The sequence below is a fragment of the Ravibacter arvi genome (genome assembly GCF_039540405.1).
Lineage (GTDB): Bacteria > Bacteroidota > Bacteroidia > Cytophagales > Spirosomataceae > Ravibacter > Ravibacter arvi.
Genome location: NZ_BAABEY010000033.1, coordinates 1 through 20,761, shown reverse-complemented (window position 1 = coordinate 20,761; position 20,761 = coordinate 1). Strand labels below are relative to the sequence as shown.

14 protein-coding genes are annotated in these 20,761 nt (G+C 50.1%); 8 read left to right on the top strand and 6 right to left on the bottom strand.

The genetic code is table 11. The features are described from left to right. Positions 1–11: 11 nt before the first annotated feature. The 6 genes from ABD852_RS18790 to ABD852_RS18765 all read left to right on the top strand — a co-directional run bounded on the left by ABD852_RS18790 (position 12) and on the right by ABD852_RS18765 (position 12,125). A complete protein-coding gene (locus ABD852_RS18790; protein ID WP_345031693.1) occupies positions 12–1,469 on the top strand; it encodes a RagB/SusD family nutrient uptake outer membrane protein in 1,458 nt (485 codons plus the stop codon). A 293-nt stretch (positions 1,470–1,762) separates the two neighbouring features. Next, a complete protein-coding gene (locus ABD852_RS18785) occupies positions 1,763–4,879 on the top strand; it encodes a SusC/RagA family TonB-linked outer membrane protein (protein WP_345031691.1) in 3,117 nt (1,038 codons plus the stop codon). Positions 4,880–4,962: 83 nt separating this feature from the next. Beyond that, complete coding sequence (locus ABD852_RS18780; RefSeq protein ID WP_345031688.1) at positions 4,963–6,678, top strand: RagB/SusD family nutrient uptake outer membrane protein; 1,716 nt, start codon at positions 4,963–4,965, stop codon at positions 6,676–6,678. Between the two features lie 130 nt (positions 6,679–6,808). After that, on the top strand, positions 6,809–7,939 hold the full coding sequence (locus ABD852_RS18775) for a right-handed parallel beta-helix repeat-containing protein (protein WP_345031685.1): 1,131 nt from the start codon (positions 6,809–6,811) through the stop codon (positions 7,937–7,939). A 30-nt stretch (positions 7,940–7,969) separates the two neighbouring features. Continuing rightward, entirely contained in the window at positions 7,970–11,071 is a 3,102-nt protein-coding gene (locus ABD852_RS18770; protein ID WP_345031683.1) for a heparinase II/III domain-containing protein, read from the top strand. A 193-nt stretch (positions 11,072–11,264) separates the two neighbouring features. Beyond that, positions 11,265–12,125, top strand: a complete 861-nt coding sequence (locus tag ABD852_RS18765) for a cysteine hydrolase family protein (protein WP_345031681.1) — start codon at positions 11,265–11,267, stop codon at positions 12,123–12,125. Here ABD852_RS18765 and nspC read toward each other — a convergent pair. The 4 genes from nspC to argS form a co-directional block, all read right to left on the bottom strand. Then, positions 12,122–13,285 carry a carboxynorspermidine decarboxylase gene (gene nspC, locus ABD852_RS18760; RefSeq protein WP_345031679.1) on the bottom strand — a complete coding sequence of 388 codons (1,164 nt, stop codon included), beginning with the start codon at positions 13,283–13,285 and terminating at the stop codon, positions 12,122–12,124. The genes ABD852_RS18765 and nspC overlap by 4 nt on opposite strands. Before the next feature lie 35 nt (positions 13,286–13,320). After that, positions 13,321–14,217, bottom strand: a complete 897-nt coding sequence (locus ABD852_RS18755) for a 1,4-dihydroxy-2-naphthoate polyprenyltransferase (RefSeq protein ID WP_345031678.1) — start codon at positions 14,215–14,217, stop codon at positions 13,321–13,323. A 109-nt stretch (positions 14,218–14,326) separates the two neighbouring features. Beyond that, a complete protein-coding gene (locus ABD852_RS18750) occupies positions 14,327–14,908 on the bottom strand; it encodes a glutathione peroxidase (protein ID WP_345031676.1) in 582 nt (193 codons plus the stop codon). Between the two features lie 34 nt (positions 14,909–14,942). After that, positions 14,943–16,721, bottom strand: coding sequence for an arginine--tRNA ligase (gene argS, locus ABD852_RS18745; protein ID WP_345031674.1), 1,779 nt, complete (start codon positions 16,719–16,721; stop codon positions 14,943–14,945). A 161-nt stretch (positions 16,722–16,882) separates the two neighbouring features. Here argS and ABD852_RS18740 point away from each other — a divergent pair, with 161 nt between their 5' ends. Further along, positions 16,883–18,523: a hypothetical protein gene (locus tag ABD852_RS18740; RefSeq protein WP_345031672.1), complete on the top strand. Its 1,641-nt coding sequence runs from the start codon at positions 16,883–16,885 to the stop codon at positions 18,521–18,523. Here ABD852_RS18740 and ABD852_RS18735 read toward each other — a convergent pair. Together ABD852_RS18735 and pyrR are read right to left on the bottom strand one after the other, a co-directional pair. Continuing rightward, entirely contained in the window at positions 18,471–18,677 is a 207-nt protein-coding gene (locus ABD852_RS18735; protein WP_345031670.1) for a DUF2905 domain-containing protein, read from the bottom strand. The two genes, ABD852_RS18740 and ABD852_RS18735, sit on opposite strands and share 53 nt — an antisense overlap. 61 nt (positions 18,678–18,738) lie before the next feature. Further along, a complete protein-coding gene (pyrR, locus tag ABD852_RS18730) occupies positions 18,739–19,278 on the bottom strand; it encodes a bifunctional pyr operon transcriptional regulator/uracil phosphoribosyltransferase PyrR (RefSeq protein WP_345031668.1) in 540 nt (179 codons plus the stop codon). Positions 19,279–19,342: 64 nt separating this feature from the next. Between pyrR and pth the strand changes: the two genes are divergently transcribed. Beyond that, the gene (gene pth / locus ABD852_RS18725) at positions 19,343–19,903 is read left to right on the top strand and encodes an aminoacyl-tRNA hydrolase (protein ID WP_345031666.1); all 561 of its coding nucleotides are present in this window, start codon (positions 19,343–19,345) and stop codon (positions 19,901–19,903) included. Positions 19,904–20,761: the final 858 nt, after the last annotated feature.

Below are 20,761 nucleotides of genomic sequence, written 5' to 3'. Positions count from 1 at the left end.
GAACGACATAGATGAAACGCTTTTTAAGACTTTCGCTCCTTTGCTCGTCCCTTTGGATCGCCTCCTGCGACGTCGTAAACCTGGATCCGATTTCTTCACTCACGGAATCCAACTTCTACAAAACAGCCGATGATATGGACCGCGCCGTACTGGGAGTTTACAACCGGTATCAACAACGGCTGCCGCGCGACTGGTCCCTGTTCGACATGCCTACCGACCAGTTATACATGTCGGCTTACCGCTTTATCGGAGGACTTGAAGCGGTAAAAAACCTTGACTTCCAGGCCCAGAACGATATGTTCAGCTCGTTCTGGCAGGTCACCTACAACGGTGTATTCCGGGCGAATATGGTGCTGAATAAACTAGATGTCCCCACTGACTATACTACAGGTAAAAAAGAGCAGTTTGAAGGGGAAGCACGGTTCATGCGGGCGCTGTTCTACTTCGACCTGGTCCGCTCATTTGGTGGCGTCCCCAAAGTAGAGGGGCCGCTCTCAGTAGACCAGTCAAAAGCGGTGCCCAGAGCTTCCGAAAAGGAAATTTATGACCTGATTGTCGCAGACCTGAAAAGGGCGGTTGAAATTCTCCCTTTGCAAAACAAGATTGCCTACGGGCGCGCAAGCAAAGGTGCTGCCCTGGCGCTGCTCGGAAAAGTGTATGTTTATCAGAAAGACTGGCAGAACGCCCTGACTACGCTCGATCAGATTACCGGTATGGGCTATGATCTGTTGCCGGAGTATGCAGATCTGTGGAAGGAATCCAACGAAGACAACAAAGAGACCGTCTTTGCCATGAAGTACATTTCAGGCTCAAACGGACAGCGCCTCAGCCTTGATTTCCTGCCCTACTTCGGCGTAGAGGGAGTATCCAACTCTACTGGTGGAGAAGTTGCACTTGTAGCCTGGAGTCTTCATAAAAAATTCGCCAAAGAAGACAGTCGTAAGGCTGCAACCATTACAGAATACTGGCGCTCGCCGGGCACGAATAATGCGCCCGAATGGAAGCCATTTGTTAGTAAGTTTATGGCGCAAACCGCCAGTGCTTCCGGACTTGACATCCCGGTTATCCGGTATGCAGAAGTAATATTGCTTCGTTCGGAAGCGCTTTATCGCCTTGACCGGAAAGAAGAGGCGCTCACAGAACTGAACAAAGTACGGTCAAGAGCTTTCAAAGGTATAAGTAAGAATTATGTGGCTGCGGATATTGCTGATCCCGAAAAGTTCCTGGATGTACTTCTTCTCGAACGCGAACTTGAATTTGCCCTCGAGAACCAGCGTTGGTTTGACCTCGTACGCACCGGTCGCTTCGAAAAGGAGTTGGCTCAGCAGGAATGGGGCTATAACCCTGTGACACAAACTGCTCACCAGGTCACGTTGACTCCAAAGCCATTTCTCCGTTATTTCCCCATTCCCCAAAACGAGATCGACCAATCCAACCAGGGAGTAATCAAACAGAACGACGGCTACTAAGACCGGTCTGATTAGAATAAACAAAAGGGGCGGCGCCCGGACCATGGTCCGGGCGCCGCCCCTTTTGTAACCGTCTACTCCCTGCCCCTGCGTTCGCTGAGCTGTAGCATTCAAAAAATATTCCGGTGCTGCATCGCCCGCGCTTTATCTTAACCTCTTCTTAAAATAGGCTTAACTCCTTCTTCAAAACTGAGTATCCGCTATTCCTTCCGGCAATTATAGATGGGTAACCCAATGGTAAAGGCCATTGACATTTTAACCAACAAAACCCATTTTTAATCAAAGCGAGTACTATGTTTAAAACCTATGCGTTGCATTCGAAAAATCCAAAGCCCGCGCGTCCCAGGGGTACCTGGGCAATGGGGGTTTTGATGATCATGCTCATGATCTTTTCGGGGACAGCCTTCTCCCAAAACCGAACGTTAAGCGGCTCTGTATCTGACGAGAAGAACGAGCCTCTTCCGGGAGTAAGCATTCTCGTAAAAGGAACACAGACCGGAACCACCACCGACATTGACGGGAAATTCTCGATCAACCTTACGCAACAAAATCCCGTTTTGGTTTTTTCGTTCGTGGGGTATGTCAGCCAGGAAATCGCCATTGCCAACCAATCGGAGCTCAATGTAAAGCTTGAGTCCGACACCAAAGCACTGGACGAGCTCGTGGTAGTAGGTTACGGTACCATGAAGAAAAGCGATCTTACCGGCTCGGTAGTCAGGTTGAACCTGGCAGAAAAGCAAAACCAGCCTAACGTCAACCTGCTTCAGGCCCTGTCGGGTGCAGCTCCGGGTATCAACATCGAAGCCCGCGGCGGCGCCAATGCAGAACCTTCGTTTTCAATCCGTGGCCAGAATTCGCTTTCGGCCAGTTCCAGCCCGCTTATCGTTATTGACGATATCATTTACAACGGCTCCATCAATGACATCAACGTAAACGACGTAGAAACCATCGACGTTCTCAAAGATGCCAGCGCGGTATCTGTCTACGGTTCACGCTCTGCAAACGGTGTGATCATCATCACCACGAAAAGCGGAAAATCCGACAAGCCGGTGATTTCCTTTGATACTTACCATGGTTTCCAGACGATGACCAACAACCCCATGCGGGTCATGAACGGCGACGAATTTGCAGAACGCCTCCTCGACTGGAACTACCAGAGCAACCTCTACAAATGGTACGCTACCAATCCGACCAGCGCTGAGAACAGGCCCGTACGCCCCGACGCTTCCAACCGCGAAGTGGTAGCCGGCAACCTGCTTACCCAGGAAGAGCGCGACAATTACCTGGCAGGTCGTTCGATTGATTGGGTGGACGCCGTACTTCGTAAAGGATCCATGAAGAACTATAACCTGAACATTTCCGGCAAAAACGGGGATAAATTGAAATACTTCGTTTCGGGCGGTTATACGGATGTCGACGGTATCCAGATCAACGACCAGTTCAAACGATTGACGCTGAGAAGCAACCTGGAAACTAATGTCAACAGCTGGCTGAAGATGTCAATGAATACGGCGTATTCACACACTGATGAGTCCGGAATCCCCGCTTCGCTCACCAGCGCACGGGTAGCAAGCCCGCTTGCCAATAACCATATCGGCCAACCTGACTATGACATTTTCCTGAGCGGTGAGCTGTTCCAGCCATACCCGTTGGTAAATACCTACATTAACAATTCGCACAAGACCAACCAGCTTCAATTGACGGGGCGTGCGAAAATCGAGGTGCCCTGGGTAAAAGGGCTTACGTATGACTTAAATTACTCGAACCGCCTGTCTTTCGAAGACAACAATACTTATCACAACTATAACACTCCGGAAGGAGTTAACAATAAGGGGAAAGCCATTAAGCTACCGGAGCAGACCAGAGACTGGATTTTGAACAATATTGTCAATTATCAGCGTAGCTTCGGCAAGCACAACGTCAACTTAACACTTCTTTACACAAAAGAAGTACGCACAGGAAGCAGCTCTACACTGACCGCGGAAGGATTTGACAACGAAGTGCTCGGATATAACAATATGGGCTTGGGTACTTTACCCAAAGTAAGCAGTACAGCCTGGGATGAAATGAGCATTGGCTATATGGCCCGTTTGAACTACAGTTTTAACTCACGATACATTTTTACCGGTACGTTCAGAAGAGACGGATTTACAGGATTCGGAGGAATGACTTCCAAGAAAGCAAACTTTCCTTCGCTGTCGTTTGCCTGGGTATTTTCGGATGAGGATTTTGCCAAAGGCAATGGCAACTATTATGGGAAACTTCGTCTTTCGTACGGTGTAAATGGAAACCAGGGAATTGGTCGCTATTCAAGCTTGTCACGAGTTGCATCCACATATTATGTGTATGGCGAGGCGCCGTATGTGGGCCTCTACCCTTCTCAGCTAGGTAATAATTCAATCATTTGGGAAACAACCAAATCCCTCAACCTCGGCTGGGACTTTGGTTTTCTGAATAACCGGATTACCGGTTCAGTGGATATGTACCGATCCAACACTAATGATGTGCTCGTTAAACGTCAATTACCTCCCACAGCCGGCTATCCGAATGTATGGGCGAACCTTGGCGGTATTCGGAACAAAGGAATTGACATTATGCTCAACTCCAAAAACCTTACTGGAGAGCTGAAATGGGAAACCGGTTTCGTCTTCTCGCTTAACCGTAGCAAAATCACCAGACTTTACGGCAATGGCAACGATGCCGACCCTGGTAACCAATGGTTCGTAGGAGAGCCTATTACGGCGATCTATGACTACAAAATGAGTGGTGGCGTATGGACCGAAGAAGAGTTGTTCAATAAGCAAATTCCGTATGCTGGCTGGTATCCGGGGCAGTTCCGTTACGAAGACCTCAACGGTGACAACCAGATCACGCCTGACAAAGACCGGAAGGTAATTGGCAGCAAGGCGCCGAACTACCGTTTCAGCATCAGTAACAACTTCTCTTATAAAGGTTTCGCACTGAGCTTTATGCTCAATTCTATCCAGGGCGGAAACGGGTTCTTCCTCGGTGACAATGCTGAAAATATCAGCCCACGCTACTACATGTCGCAACGGATGAACAACTCGGCAATCAACGCCTATTGGAGACCCGATGCCCCTACTACCAATACCACCGGTATCTACAACAACCCGATCCGTCAGAGTGGTATTTACCAAAGCCGGAGCTTCGTAAGGTTGCAGGACGTATCGGTTTCCTACACGCTGAGTCCCGCAGTTTTGCAAACACTTAAGCTCGCCAACTGCACAGTGTACCTGTCAGCAAAAAATCCTTATGTCTGGACCAAATGGCAGGGATGGGATCCTGAAGTATTCGGTTACAGAGATACCGATGTAAAACTTGTAAATACAGACCTCACCGACAAACCTCTTATGCGGAGCTTTGTGGCCGGTCTCAGGTTCAGCTTCTAACACATGACTGGCAGCAGCTCGTAAAAAGGCAGAACGGCTGAACCGTCTCAAGATCAAAAGATGATATAACCATTCATTTAGAAATGAAAAACATAAAAAAAATCGTTTTCAGGCTGGCATCCGGAGCAGCATTCTGTTCGCTCCTGTCGCTCGCCGCTTGCAACGACTCCCTGGAGGAAACCCCAAAGGATTTTCTTTCTCCGGACAATGCCTATTCTACAGAACAAGGCGCTTTACAGGGGGTAACCGCTTTGCATGACCGCGTTCGCGCCGCATTTTACACGTTTGGCGAATTCGGCACGATGAACTGGCAATCGCACGGTTCGGATGTAGCCTACCTGGGAGAAACTCCCGACCGCTCGCTCCTGTACCTCAATAGCTATCTCGACATTACACCGGTGGCGCGGTATGTGGTAGATACGTGGACCATGGGCTTCAAAATCATTCAATGGGCTACCCTGGTGGTCGACAAGGTAGAAAAAGTAGAGGCATCGAAATTCAAAGACGGGCAGGCAGGCAAGGACGTCTATCTCGCAGAGGCACGTTTTTTCAGGGCTTTTGTTTACCGCTATCTCGTGTCTACCTATGGTGACATACCAATCATTACCACACCGGTAACTTCCGCCAAAGCAGACTTCACCCGTGACCCGGTTGCTGCCGTTCATGAGCAGATGGTGGCTGATTTCAAGTTTGCCGCAGAACACCTTCCGGCCCACGGACGCGAAGCTGCTCCCGGACGGATCACGAAAGGCCCGGCCCTGCACTACCTGGCCGAAGTCTATCTCGAACAGAAAAAACCGGATCTTGCCATCACTACGCTTAATGAAGTGATCAACAACCAGGGATACGACCTGATGACACAGCGTTTCGGTACCCGCCTGGCAAGAGATATCTTCGGTTCCGGTGACGCTTATTATGACCTGTTCGGCTACCGCAACCAAAATCTTCCGGAAAACAAGGAGGCGATGTGGGTGATTCAAACCGAACCCAATATGCCCCAGGGAGGCGCGCAAATTGCAACCGCTTACATTTTCGGGCCACGTTATTTCGACATCGGTCTTACACCGGACGGCTTCCAGGCTTTCCTGGGAGCAACCTTTAATGGTGCGCACACAGGCTACTCCGACATATTCAGCCGCGGAACTGCCAACGTAAGAGGTACCAACCTGGTTTACTACAACATCTGGAAAGACAACTGGAACGAAGACCAGCGGAATGCCAAGCACAATATTGTCCGCGACTTCTACTATGACAACCCCAAATCTGCCTACCACGGTAAGAAAGTAGATTTCAGTCTGTACAAGCCGGCAAGGCCCAATCCGATGCTCGATACCACCAAAAACTGGTTCCCGGTTCACACCAAATTTCTCGATCCGGAGAATTACTTCCTGCAGCCGAACCGCTCCGGCGGTGGTATCACGCACAAGGACTGGTATGCGCTTCGTTTCGCGGAAACGCTGTTGCTGCGCGCCGAAGCCCACCTTGCCGCCGGCGATAAAGCATCGGCCCTTGCCGACATCAACCGTGTAAGAAGCCGTTCCAAAGCAAAACCTGCTACACTGGCGCAGATTGACATCGACTATCTGCTCGACGAACGCGTCCGCGAGCTGTATGGTGAGGAATGGAGACTGGTTACCCTTCGCCGGACCGGCAAACTGCTGGAAAGAACGCTCAAGTATAATGACAATCCATTATGTAAAGGCGCCAACATGAAGCCTCATAACGTGTTGTGGCCTATTCCGCAGGCGCAGATTGACCTTAACATCGATGCACCTTTTGCGCAAAACCCTGAATACTGATAGCTGAAAAGCGCGTAAAATGTAGCATATTCCCGGGCTTATTCCAGCCCGGGATTTTTTTTGACCGTTCCATCCCTAGTATAATTTCAGGAAAATCTGATATAAAAGATAAACTCCTAACGCTTATCCGATGACCCAACATTGTGACAGAAGATCCTTCCTGAAAAACTCCGTACTGGCACTGGGAGCCACCGGCTTGTCGGTCGAAACAACCGCATCCCAGGCCGTCAGCTTATTTGAAAAACCTTCCTGGATAGAACGTAGCGGTAAAGTATATGGCGCCAAGCCCGATAATAAAGGCCCCGTCGGCGGTGGACCCGGCTACCTGGATATAGTAACAAAAGGAGATTTCGAAGTAGACGATTTTGACGGCCTTGTAAACGCTTTGAAAAAGGCCGGGCCCGGGCAAACGGTATTGATCAAAGGCGAGGCCGAAATAGACCTTACCGCCGACGTATACATCGACGATTTTTTCCTCGAAATTCCCGCAGGTGTCACGCTGGCCGGAAACCGCGGGCACAACGGCTCAGCCGGGGCTATCATCACCAGCGACGCGCTGAAAACTACACAGATGATAAAGCCGTTGGGGCCGGGCGTAAGAATTACCGGGATAAGGCTGAAAGGTCCCAACCCCAAGCGGTACATGCGGCACCATACCCGCGCTTTCGGTGAAGAAAAGCGGGGCAGCTCCTACTATTATAAATTTCCGACCTCCAACGGGATTGTCTGCGACACGGATCGCCTTACCGTAGACAACTGCGAAATTACGGCGTTTGCCCATTCCGGCATCTACCTCAAATCCGGCGTAGGCCATCACCTCCACCACAATTACATTCACCACTGCCAGTACCACGGACTGGGTTACGGCGTGTCGCACAACAAGTCAGAATCGATTATTGAATTCAATCTTTTCGATGCCAACCGGCACTCGATTGCCGGGACCGGCGCCGCGGAAAGTTCCTATACAGCGCGCTATAACGTGGAGTCGGGCACTGCATCCAGCCACTGTTTTGACATGCACGGCGGGCGTGACCGGAAAGACGGCACCAATATTGCCGGGAAAAATATCCGGGTGTATGGCAATACCTTCTATGTGCCCCAACAACGCGCAGTGGTGATCCGGGGCGAGCCTGTAGAAACCTGCGAAGTCTATCAAAACTGGTTTGTCTATCACGACACGCCGGCTGGAGCCGTTCGCGGAGAGGAAAAAACCCGAGCCTTCGACAACCTCTACGGAGAAGATACCCCCAAAATCATTTAAGCATTCCCGACTATTAACCTGCACTCCATTTTGCACCGTCGTCTTATCCCCGTCTTCCTGATCGGATTCACTGTGTTCCTATCGCCGGCACACGGGCAACAGGCCACCGACGGCCTGATTATCCCTCCGTTCCAGCCTGTTCCGGTGCGACAACCGGCTTTTCCCTTGAAAACGGAAAGAAGCCTGTACCAGGAGAAAGAAGTGCTCACGGCCCGATCGAATATTAAAAAATACGCGTCGGCCGCGGAAATCCAGAACGGGATTTTGAAGGACGCCGACTACTGGCTCGGGCTTTCCAACGCGGAAATACTGCGGGTAATGCCCGATGCCCGTGTTCCCCGAGGTTTCGACCTATGCGCTAAGGGATGCCCGGTCCACGGAGATTCGGTTTTTAAGGTCGGCGGTTTTTATCCCTGGATTATTGATCCCAAAAAGCCGTTTAAGGTAAAATGTCCGATTGGCGGCGAAACCTACCCGCATAATGACTTTTCGGGTCACTACGAAGCGGGCTTGCCCGAACGGAAGTTCAGCGGTCAGTACGAGGACGACGGCTACGGCTGGGTCTCTCCCCAGGGCGATCGTTACTGGTTTGTTGCCTATGCCAATCAATGGCTGTGGTGCAACCATGTAATCCCCGGCATACTGGCCCTGTCACGCGCCTACCTGCTCACAGAAGATGAGCGATATGCGGAAAGAGCGACTTTCATGCTGTACCGACTGGCGGAAGTATACCCGTCAATGGACCATGAAAACCAGTCCCGCTACGGCCTGATGCAGAAAATGAAAGGAGTCCGTTATTCCGGGAAGATTCTGAACCGGATATGGGAGACACAATTGATCAGGAATGTAGCCGAATCGTACGACCACGTCTGGAACTATATCGATAAAAACCGTTCCCTCCAGCAATATGCCGGGAAGAGCGGACAGGAAATACGGGCCTTTATCGAAGCCAACGTTCTGGAAGACGGGCTTGACGCCATTGAAAGCGGGAAAATTTCCGGCAATTTCGGGATGCATCAAAACGCGATGCTCTACCTGCACCTCGTCAGGCAGAATGCCGGGAAAGACGCAGCCATTGAAAAACTGATCGCTACCCCAGCCAAAACAATGGCTAATAACGGGTTGGAATACGCCCTTTATAACCAGGTATTCAGGGATGGAATGCCGTTGGAATCGCCGGATTATAATTCCCACTGGCTCAAGGATCTCGTAAATATCGCTGACGTAGTCAAAAAAGGCGGGCGGAATCTTTTCGAAATGAACAGGATGAGAAAACTCCTGGACGCCCCTCTTGAGCTGGCCGTAACCGGCAAATTTACACCAGATTGGGGCGACAGCGGAAACGCAGTCGGCAAGCTTTCGGCAAGGTACCCAGAAACTTACCACGTCGGTTACGGCCAATACCGCGATCCGCGTTACCTGTACTGGATCGATAAATCGGGTGACAGCAGCTTTACCTCCTTCGGCTCACTTTTTATGGAAGCACTGCCGGAATTCGCAAGGCTTCCCGAAGGCAGGGCTGTACCGGTTCAGCCCTCCCGCTTATTCGCGGGTTACGGCCTGGGCGTTCTGAACAACAAGGCCGACAAAACTGCGCTCGCATTTACCTACGGCATGCACTACTCGCACTACCATTGGGATTTTCTGAACATAGAGCTCTTCGCCAACGGCCAAAAAATGATGCCCGATCTTGGCTATCCCGACGCCATGAATGCTTACGTAGCGCCCGTCTATACCTGGTCAAGCAATACGATTTCTCATAATACGACTGTCGTAGACGAAAAGAAACAGAATCTGAACCTGCCGGGACAGCTGCATTTGTTCAACGACGGCAAATTTGCCCGGGTAATCGACGGCGCCTCTCCTGCTTATAAGGCGGTCACGCGTTACCGTAGAAACCTGGTGATGGTAGACACCGACCCAAACCAGAGCTATGTAGTTGACTTTTTTCATGTGGCGGGCGGCAACCAGCACGACTATGCACTCCACGGCCCTCCTGGAGCCGTAATCGCGTCAGAAAACGAATGGACGCCACCGGCAAAGGGAACTTTTGCCGGAACGGATGTAGCGCTTGAAGAAATTTACGATGACGAAAAGCTCAAAACCAGCGGCAGCCAGGTCGGCTACGGCACCTATGGCGGATCCGGCTTTCAGCACCTTTTTAATGTCCGGCAAAAGCAATCCGGCACCGGGAAAATTGAATACCGGCACCAGAATGATCCTTCTGCCCGGCTGCGCCTGCACACGCTTACGCCTGACCTCGACGGCCTCTTCATGGCTGACGCCTATGACCGGCCGCGTGCCAAAGCCTATGTGCTCAAATACCTGGTTGCCAGGAGAAAATCCGCGACGGCTTCCCCGCTAAAATCTACATTCGTAAGCGTAATGGAACCCTATCAGGGCGAGCACTTCCTGATCAACCAGGCCAATCTGCTAACCCCTTCTTCCGGAAACGGCCATTACGTAGTGGTTGAGAGGCCGGAAGCAACCGATATTGTACTGCATGACACTACTGCTTCTGTAAAAAGACTCGGAACCTATCCCATTGAAACAGATGCAGTCACGGCAGTAATAACTACCAACAAAAACGGGGAATTAACCCGGGCTTTTTTCGCAGGCGGCACCTACCTCAAGGCCTATGGCAAGCGCTTCCAAGCCTCCTCAATAAAGGGTAAAGTGGAGAAAATTGACGCACAAAAAAGCGAGCTTGTTGTACAGATAACATCCAAAAACAGCATTCGGCCGAACGACCTCGCCAATGAAATCGCTTTTTTTGCCAATGCGGGTAAACGGACCGCCCATCCGGTAAAATCAGCTGTTTTAAAAAACCGGAAGCTCATCATCACGACAGTAGATGACCTGCTTATAGGCAAATTACGCCTGGACGAAGCAGACAAGGAAAATCTCCGGACTCAAACCAGCCTGACTTTCCAAAAGCATTACAACGGTGTATATTTGCTTGATCCTGCCTACCAGCCCATTGCCCGGGTAGCGAAAATTGCCGATGGCAAGGTCAGCACCGATCAGCCGCCTTCATCAGCCGTGCACAAAGGCGATGTGCTCTGGCTATCGAATGTCGGCCCCGGCGATACGTTCGAAATCCCGGCAGCGTTTAGTTGGGAAAAGCGGTGAGGGATGAGGGGTGAGCTGTGAGGTGTGAGCTGTGAGGCGTGAGTCATGAGCTGTAGGCCGTAAGCAGATTGCTAATTTCTAATTTCCAATTCTGATTTCTGATTTCCGATTTCCAATTTCCAATTTCCGATTTCCAATCTCCCCCAAACCTCATCCCTCACACCTCACCGCTCATACCTCACCCCTACCCCCAATGAACCGAAGACACTTTATAAAAACCAACACCCTGGGCGGCCTGCTGTTGGCAGGTGATCTGGTGACAACAGAAAGTCCTGGCAGTGAAATGGAGAAGGGAAAATTACATGTCAAACCGCGTTATTACCGCTGGCATGTAGACGAGGGCGAAGCGTGGACGGAAGCCAACACCGGTCATGCCCGGCTCGACTGGGAAATCCCGGTTTCCCAAACAGCACTTGTGCTGGTCGATGTGTGGCAGCGTCATTATATCAAAGAACCGGAGGAGCGCGCGGAAAAAATTATTGATGACCATCTCCTTCCCCTTATGACCGCCTGCCGCGCGAACGGGCTTGAAATTATACACGCGCCTGCTCCGGAGGCAGCGCGCGTCCACCCGCGGTGGATCAACCTGCCTGAAACCGCGAAAGTCCACGATCAGGCGGGAGAATGGCCACCGAAAGATTTCCGCCGTCTTTCCGGGTCGTACAGTCAATACAGGCGCCCGACTGAACCCCGTGAAGCTGAACGTCAGCGCCTGCCGGCATTACGTATTCACCCGAAAGCAGAGCCGCAAGGCGATGAAATTGTAATCGCTACCGGCGACGAGCTGCATCAATACTGCAGGCAAAAAGGAATCCTGTTCCTCTTTTTCGCCGGGTTCAACACCAATGCCTGCATTCTGAGCCGGGATTATGCCACTATCGAAATGGGCAAACGCGGCTACCAGGTTCTTCTCGTCCGGGATTGTACTACCGGAATGGAGTCATCGGAAAGCCAGGCCACACTGGCTCAGACCAATGGCGCGATTCTTCAGCTCGAAATGTTCGGTCAATATACCGTCACTTCTGACGAAATGATCAAAGGTTTCCGGTCTTAAGAGAGCCGGTCTTTAAAACTCTCGTACCCGAACGACTTCACGAGGCGGAAAGTGCCTTCCTGGTTCAGGATACCAATCGACGGCAGGTTAACGCCGTTGAAAGTGGTCGTTTTGACCATCGTATAGTGGATCATATCCTCAAAAATAACCCTGTCTCCGGGTTTCAGAGGTTGATCAAATGAATAATCACCCATAAAATCACCCGCCAGGCACGTCATACCACCCAGCCTGTAAGTAGGCAGGCCCGCCACCGGTTGCTGATGAGCGCCCCGGATGACAGGTTTATAAGGCATTTCGAGCGTATCGGGCATGTGCGCCGCGAAAGAGGTATCGAGAATTGCAACCTGAATACCCTGGCTGTCAAGAACATCGAGAACGGTCGACACCAGCACGCCGGTTCTCCACGCAACGGCCGACCCGGGCTCCAGGATAACATGAACGCCGTATTTCTCCCGGATGGTGGTAATCAATTCGATCAGGAACGGGATGTCGTACCCTTCGCGGGTCATCAGGTGTCCGCCCCCCATATTGAGCCATTTTGCCCGGTGAAGCAAATCCCCGAATCGCTCCTCGAGTGCGTTCAGGGTTCTCCCGAGCGTATGGGAATCATTTTCGCAAAGCGTATGAAAATGGATACCTTCAATTCCTTCCGGCAGGCTATTACCCAGCTTATCCCGCGTAACCCCCAGCCTTGACCCGGGTACACAGGGATTGTACATATCCGTTTCCACCTCTGAATATTGGGGGTTAACCCTTATCCCGCAGGAAATACGCGCCTCCGGGTGAGCCTCGTTATAAGCAAATACTTTTTCCCGGAATTGCTCCCATTGTCCCAGCGAGTTGAAAGTAATATGGCTGCTTCTTTCCATCACCTCCTGAAACTCATGAGGCAGGTAAGCCGGGATATAGGTATGCGCCTTGTAGCCGAGAAAATCGTTGATCAACCGGATTTCATTGAGCGAGCTGGCGGTTGCCCCGGAAAGGTATTCTTTCACGACAGGAAATGCGCTGAACATCGAAAAGCCCTTCAATGCCAGAATAATCTGCGCGCCGGCAGCCTTCTGAACAGAATCTATCAGGGCCAGGTTTTCCCGGAGCAGAGGCTCTTCCAATACAAAACAGGGAGATGGAGCGGCGGCGTAGGCAGATTGCGGAAACATGGGTAATAAAGGAAATACAACGATAAGTTTGCGGATCAGATCAGAAAACCGGCTCCGAATAACAATACAAACAGGAGGGTTGACAAAGCCATTTGCTTCAGGTACGGGTCAAGCTCTTTGGGCGAATGCACCCGACTGACGGCCAGACCGTTCTTTACAACAAAAGGAAAACTCAGGAGAAAGAGGAATTTCCAGTTAGAACCGTCCCGGAACCAAAGCCCGTAAGCGAGCACGAGGAGCATGCCGGTTCCGAGGATCAACCAATGGTAAACAACCGCCTTTTCCCGGCCGATCCTAACGGGGATTGAATTCTTTCCCGTTGCCCTGTCTGACTCTATATCCCTGATATTATTGATATTCAGGACCGCCACGGAAAACAACCCGCAGGTTGTGGCCGGCAGCAGGTTGGCCCAGTTCCACTCCAGCGTATGCAGGTAGCTGCTTCCCAGCACGCCGACCCAACCAAAAAAAATAAATACGGAAAGATCCCCCAGGCCGGCATAACCATACGGCTTTTTCCCTGCGGTATACGTTATCGCTGCGACGATGCAAAGCACGCCAAGACCGAGAAATCCCCAGAAAGTCTGAATGGGCGCGTCGCGCAACGCTACAAAAAGCAGGGAAAGACCGGCAATTAACGACAAGGCAGAAAACAGCACAATGGCCGACTTCATCCTGGCCGGGGTAATATCGCCCCGCTGCACCGCACGCGACGGGCCCTGCCGGATGTCAGTATCTTTTCCATTTACCGTATCGCCGTAGTCGTTGGCAAAATTGGAAAGTACCTGGAGCAAAATCGTCGTAACCACACTCAGTATACCGACCGGCCAACTGAATTTATGATTTGCGGCCGCCAAAAAGCCGCCCATAATAATGCTGGCCAACGCCAGCGGGAGAGTTCTCGGCCTAGCCGCTGCAATCCAATGGTTCATGTGTAAAAAAGGTATGAGGTGTGAGCCGTGAGGGGTGAGCTGGGAGTGAGGGGTGAAATTGGAAATCAGCTTACAGCTAGCAACTCACGCCTCACACCTCAAGGCTACACTACAAACCTACCGCTTTAAGAAACTCCTTGTCATCGGGTTTTATTTTGGAGGCGAAAAAGTGAGTGAGGTTTCCTTTTTCATCAACGACATACTTGCAGAAATTCCAGGTCGGCTCCTTATCGTTAAACCCGTTCAGCGACTTGGTCGACAGCCATTTATACAAGGGATGCTGGTTCTCTCCTACTACATCGATTTTTTCGAACATCGGAAAAGATACACCGAAGTTTTTCTGGCAGAATTCGGCAATTTCCTGGTTGGAACCAGGCTCCTGTCCACCGAAATTGTTGGCCGGGAACCCGAGCACTACCACTTTATCGCCGTGTTTTTCATAGAATGCCTCCCAATCCGCATACTGTTTTGTAAAACCGCATTTGGAGGCGGTGTTCAGAATGACGACTTTCTTTCCTTTATAAACTGACAAATCGATAGGCTTTCCACCGTCCAGGGGCGTCATTTTAAACTCATACAGCGAACCCTTCGCCACATCATGGCTGGTGATGGCATTTATCTCACTTTTGTCAGCAAACAGGCCGCTGAGCAGGCTACCGAGCATAATAAAAACTGTTTTAATGTAGTCCATTTTAAAGGTTGGTTTGAGTGAAAACGACCTATTGTTACATTCTTTCCGGGACTTCTATTCCCAACAACGCAAAAGCATGGGCAATGGTTCTGGAAACACTGGCAGACAGCGCAACACGCAAAGCTACGGCATCCGGATCGGGGTCCGAGAAAATGGAATGCTCCGCATAGAATTGGTTATACGTCTTGGCCAGGTCGTAGGCATATATCGTAATCAGAGAAGGCGATAAACCTCTGGCCGCATCCGCCACCTTGTCGGGGTACTGGCTCAGCAGGTGGATGACATCGCGCTCAGCGGGTTTCAGCTCATATCCGGCTCCGGGTAGCGTACCGGAGATACCGTTTTCGGCGGCTTTACGAATTACCGAACGGATCCTCGCATGCGTATACTGAACAAACGGACCGGTATTTCCTTGAAAATCAATCGATTCAGCCGGATTAAAGAGCATTCGCTTTTTGGGGTCGACCTTGAGCAGGAAATACTTGAGCGCGCCAAGTGCGAGTACGTTGAACAACTTTTTCAGCTCATCCTCTCCAAAACCTTCTACCTTGCCCAGGTCGCGCGTGCGGTTTTCCGCGGTTTCCTCCATTTCCGCTACGAGTTCATCAGCATCCACCACCGTACCTTCACGGGATTTCATTTTCCCGGTCGGCAAATCCACCATGCCATAGCTGAGGTGATAGCAGCCTTCCGCATAAGAGCGGCCGAGTTTCTTCAGGATGGCGAACAGTACTTCGAAATGGTAATCCTGTTCATTACCCACTACCCAAACCATCCGGGAAGCGTCATACTCACGGTATTTCAGCTCAGTAGTACCCAGGTCCTGCGTGATATAAACAGAGGTACCGTTACCCCGCAGTACCAGCTTCTGATCCAAACCTTCTTCGGTCAGGTCAATCCATACGGCACCGTCTTCCTTTCTATAAAAAACGCCCTTTGAAAGCCCCTCCTCAACTATATCTTTGCCTAACAGGTAGGTATCGGACTCATAATAAGTCTTGTCGAAGGAAATGCCGATTTTGCCGTAAGTTTCATCGAAACCCTGGTAAACCCAGGCGTTCATCTGTTTCCATAGCGCCACCGTTCCGGGGTCGCCATTCTCCCAATCTACCAGCATTTTCTGTGCTTCGACCATCCAGGGCGCGTTCTTCGCAGCTTCGTCGGCCGGCTGTCCCTGTGCCGTCAGCTCAGCAATCTGCTGCTTATAGGCTTTGTCAAATTCCACGTAGTACTTGCCGGCAAAGTGATCTCCTTTCAAACCGGAAGATGCCGGTGTTTCACCATTTCCGAGCTCACGGTACGCCAGCATCGACTTGCAAATATGGATGCCACGGTCATTTACCAGGCAAACCTTCACCACTTCGTCACCGTTCGCAGTCAGAATCCGGGAAACGGAATCACCCAGAAAGTTATTCCTCAAATGCCCGAGATGGAGCGGTTTGTTGGTGTTGGGGGAAGAAAACTCGATCAGTACCTTGTTCCCCGTAGCCGGCCTGTTGCCGAAGTTTTCATCCCGGAACACATTTCCGAGCACTTCGAGCCAGGCGTTATCTTTCACACTGAGATTGAGAAACCCCTGTACAACGTTAAATCCGGCAATAAGAGCACTATTCTCCAACAAATGCGCCCCGATCGTGTTGGCGATTTCAGCGGGAGACTTCTTCAGGGCTTTCGAAAGCGGAAAAGTTACAAACGTAAAATGACCTTCGAACTCCTTCCGCGTCGGCTGCAGTGAAACTTCCTGGTCCGGCATTCCGAGAGACGAAGCAATCGCCTTTTGTACATCTTCTTTGATTAGTTGCTCTAATTGCATAAGGGATTTTAACTTATTATTCCGACAAAATTAACAGAAATTACCAGTCGCCCACCCCACCCGGTACAGCAGTATCTTCAATTAAATGAATACTTCTCCCGGGCAATTGCATTTTTTTGTAACTTTCCGTAGTACCCCTGTAATTAAATGAAGTGCCGGCCATGCATAAGTTACGACCAGTAAAAAAGCAGCGCATCATTTTCTTGATTTCGGCCTGCTGCCGGACAGTGAAATACCTTCGCGTCCTGAGTCCGCTAATTGCTTTTCTGGGCTGCGGTCTGCCTGTCTCGGCTCAATTGGAAAAAGCCGCACACATTGAGTTCGCGGTATCTTCAAGTCTGGATGAAAACTTTGAAGTATTTCCGCTCGGCCAACAGGGCGCGCTCGTGCTGACCAGGTCGGGAATGTACCAGGGACACGGGGAAGAGTGGCGTTTTGTCAAATTGAGCGAGGACCTCAAACCAGTTTGGAACAATTCGTTCCGGCTCAATTTCCGGTTCATACCGGTTATGGCCTATCAGAATCACACCCATGCTTACTGGGTTTTCGCCGAACCTGATACCGACCGGTTCCAATTTCTGCAGGTCAACCTGGAGACCGGTTTCCAGGATGTACATGAGGGAAAACTGCTTTCCAACATTGACCTGCAGCAATTCATGGTGATGGAAAGCAAGGCCATCCTGGCCGGCTACCATCGTGGGCGGCCCGTAGTGATGGTTCATTCTTTTTTTGACAAAACCACGCGCGTACTCCCCGATCTGTATGAAAAGAATTCGGAGCTGAACGGTATTGACCTCAATGAAAAAGACGGCCTGATCAATGTTATGACCTATTCTTTCAGGAAACGTCAGTGCCTGTTCGAGATCAAGACCTACAACTACGAAGGCCGGCATATGAAAACGACGACATTAACCGACCAGGACTACAGCATTATTTCAGGCCAGATCATTCCCCTGAATGAAAGTGATTCTTACCTTATCGGGAATTACTCGATAGGCTGCACCCCTTTCTCGCAAGGTCTGTACATTTCCCAAATCCGGGATACCGAGCCGGAAAACCTGGAGTACATTGAATTTTCCGAACTCCGGAATTTCTTTAACTATATGAGCCCGAAGCGAAAGGCCAGGATGATTGAACGGATTGGAAGGCGCAAATCGCTCGGCAAGGAAAATCGCTTCAGGTACCGGCTTCTCTTGCACAACCTGATAGAAACCGAAGATGAAATTCTTTTGGTTGCGGAGGTATATTATCCCAATTACCGCAACTACAATCCTCCTTCTACCGGCATCAATTCGTTTTACAGGGGAAGCTCCTTTCGCGCACAGGACGGCTTCCGCTATACCCACGCAATCGTTTGCGGTTTCGACAAGAATGGTCGCTACAAGTGGGACAACAGTTTTGCAATAAAAAACCTGGTCAGCCAGGACCTGCAGGAAATGGTACAATTGAGCCGGTTCGGGGAATACTGGGTGTTGGCTTACCCTGAAGAAGGCAACATACACACCGAGGTCATCAAAAAAGAAAAGGTAGTGGTTGAAAGTACCAAACACGAACTGCAGCCCCGGGCGCGCAGCCTGTTTTTTAACGAAAGCGCAATACTGGCGGCGTGGTACGACAAGTATTTTCTTGCTTTTGGGCGGCAGAAACCCGAAAATGCTTCACCAAACAGCCAGAAAGAAGTCTACTACCTCACCAAGCTCACCTACCAGGTAGATCCGGTAACGGGCATTCCGCTGTCGGATACTGCGGCTAATTCAAAAACCTCTTTACAAAAAAGATCAACAGATTCAACAGCAAACTGACCAGAACGAGGCTGGTTACGGGGAAATAAAACCTGAAATTTCCCTTTTCGATACGCAGGTCGCCGGGGAGCCGCCCGAACCAGCTCAGTTTATCGCCGGCCAAATAAACCACCGCCCCAATAAGCGCGATGGCTATGCCTGCGAAAATCAACATCTTACCTGTCTGACTGTCCATCGCTTACTCCTGCCTGGTTTTGCGGACTGTTTATGAGACGCTAGCCTACCAGCCAAATCCTGTCGCCGTCAAATCCCTGCTCCTTCCATTCAACCTGTACCTTCTGTCCTTCGGCGGTATTAACACTCATGCCTACATAATCCGGTTCAATCGGGAGATCGCGGTTGTATTGCCGGTTAATCAACACGAGCAGCTCAACCAGCTTGGGCCTGCCAAAAGCGGTCATGGCATCCAGTGCAGCTCTTACCATTCTCCCGGTTGCCATTACATCATCTACCAAAATCACTTTTTTATTTTCAATGATAAACGGGACGTGTGTCTTGTTGGGCACGAGCGGCGATTCGCGGCGTCTGAAATCGTCCCTGAAAAAAGTGGCATCAATATAGCCAATGGGGATTTCCTTGCTGATTATAACGGAAAGCTCTCTCGCTATTCGTTCGGCGAGGTGAATTCCCCGCGGCTGCAGTCCTAAAATCACCGATTCGCTAAAATCCTGGTGATTCTCTATCAGTTGCTGACAAAACCTGCTGGTCATGATCTCAAGCAAGGGACTTTCAAGAATCAGACGTTTTTGGGCCATTCAAATAAAAGTTGGAATTTCGGCGTCAATATAACCCGAGAAATAGTTTTAACTGTACAAATGTATGAAATATCTGATAGCCGGACTGGGAAATATAGGGCCGGAATACGCGCTTACGCGTCACAACGTCGGTTTTATGATAGCAGACCGTCTTGCCGCGCAGGAAGGGTTCGGGTTTACGTTTGAGCGCCTGGCCTACACGGCTCAATGGAAATTCAAAGGCCGTACCGTGCATATTATTAAGCCCACCACTTACATGAACCTGAGCGGCAAATCGGTTGCCTATTACCTGAATGCGTACGGTATCCCGAAAGAAAACCTCCTGGTGCTGGTTGACGAGCTGCAGCTCCCCTACGGTACCTTGCGGATTAAGCCGAGGGGCTCGGACGGCGGCCACAACGGATTGAAGAGTCTTCAGGAAAGCCTTGGGGGGGCGGATTATGCCAGGCTACGCTTCGGTATCGGCAACGATTTTCCGAAAGGAAGGCAGGTGGATTATGTATTGGGGACATTTTCGAATGACGAAATGATGGACCTACCAGGACATCTCGACCGGGCCGGAGATTTAATCCGGTCATTTTGCTTTGCGGGGCTGCAACAAACCATGAATAATTTCAATCGTTAGCTGTATTTTTAGAAGAATTTACAAAAAACACGCTAATACGACCAGAATTATTAAAAAAATATATAATATAGATTTTTGATGGATTTAAGAAATAAAATTGAATAAAAAAATAAAAATAACAAATAATATTCCAAAAACACCCCTCCATAAGACACAGATATGCATGCATAACAAATTATACAAAAACTATTTCTTGAAATTTAATTGAACAAAACCATGATAATTAAAAAAATATACCTACCTTTGTAATGTCGATTAACAAAAGAGGCGAACGGAACAAAAGGAAGAAAAAAAGATTGTGACTTCGACTGCAACTTTACGTCATAACAAGAGAAGCGCAGAAATGTAATTCTAATGTAAAGTTTTCTTTAGAAAAGGTTAAGGGTTTAGGAATAGTCAGCATAAAGCCATCTCGAGTGAGATGGCTTTATCTTTTTTTAGACATAATCCGCGCGCCGGTGAGCGAAGGACCAAAAATCACAAAAGGCTGAAGACAGAAGTTAAACCACTGAGGGCACCAAGAGCACAGAGGCGAAACCTGTGTGTACTCCGCGCCCTTTGCGGTTAAATAAAAACCACTGAGAGCACCAAGAGCATAGAGGCGATAAATCTTTGCGTACTCCGCGTCCTTTGCGGTTAAATAAAAACCACTGAGGGCACCAAGAGCACAGAGGGGATAAACCTTTGCGTACTCCGCGTCCTTTGCGGTTAAATAAAAACCACTGAGAGCACAGAGGCGAAACCTTTGCGTACTCAGCGCCCTTTGCGGTTAAATAAAAACCACTGAGGGCACCAAGAACACAGAGGCGATAAACCTTTGCGTACTCCGCGTCCTTTGCGGTTAAATAAAAACCAGTG

Coding starts and splice junctions, on each gene's coding strand:
- ABD852_RS18790 (WP_345031693.1), top strand. CDS start 12: ATGAAACGCTTTTTAAGACTTTCGCTCCTTTGCTCGTCCCTTTGGATC.
- ABD852_RS18785 (WP_345031691.1), top strand. CDS start 1,763: ATGTTTAAAACCTATGCGTTGCATTCGAAAAATCCAAAGCCCGCGCGT.
- ABD852_RS18780 (WP_345031688.1), top strand. CDS start 4,963: ATGAAAAACATAAAAAAAATCGTTTTCAGGCTGGCATCCGGAGCAGCA.
- ABD852_RS18775 (WP_345031685.1), top strand. CDS start 6,809: ATGACCCAACATTGTGACAGAAGATCCTTCCTGAAAAACTCCGTACTG.
- ABD852_RS18765 (WP_345031681.1), top strand. CDS start 11,265: ATGAACCGAAGACACTTTATAAAAACCAACACCCTGGGCGGCCTGCTG.
- nspC (WP_345031679.1), bottom strand. CDS start 13,285: ATGTTTCCGCAATCTGCCTACGCCGCCGCTCCATCTCCCTGTTTTGTA.
- ABD852_RS18755 (WP_345031678.1), bottom strand. CDS start 14,217: ATGAACCATTGGATTGCAGCGGCTAGGCCGAGAACTCTCCCGCTGGCG.
- ABD852_RS18750 (WP_345031676.1), bottom strand. CDS start 14,908: ATGGACTACATTAAAACAGTTTTTATTATGCTCGGTAGCCTGCTCAGC.
- argS (WP_345031674.1), bottom strand. CDS start 16,721: ATGCAATTAGAGCAACTAATCAAAGAAGATGTACAAAAGGCGATTGCT.
- ABD852_RS18740 (WP_345031672.1), top strand. CDS start 16,883: ATGCATAAGTTACGACCAGTAAAAAAGCAGCGCATCATTTTCTTGATT.
- ABD852_RS18735 (WP_345031670.1), bottom strand. CDS start 18,677: ATGTTGATTTTCGCAGGCATAGCCATCGCGCTTATTGGGGCGGTGGTT.
- pyrR (WP_345031668.1), bottom strand. CDS start 19,278: ATGGCCCAAAAACGTCTGATTCTTGAAAGTCCCTTGCTTGAGATCATG.
- pth (WP_345031666.1), top strand. CDS start 19,343: ATGAAATATCTGATAGCCGGACTGGGAAATATAGGGCCGGAATACGCG.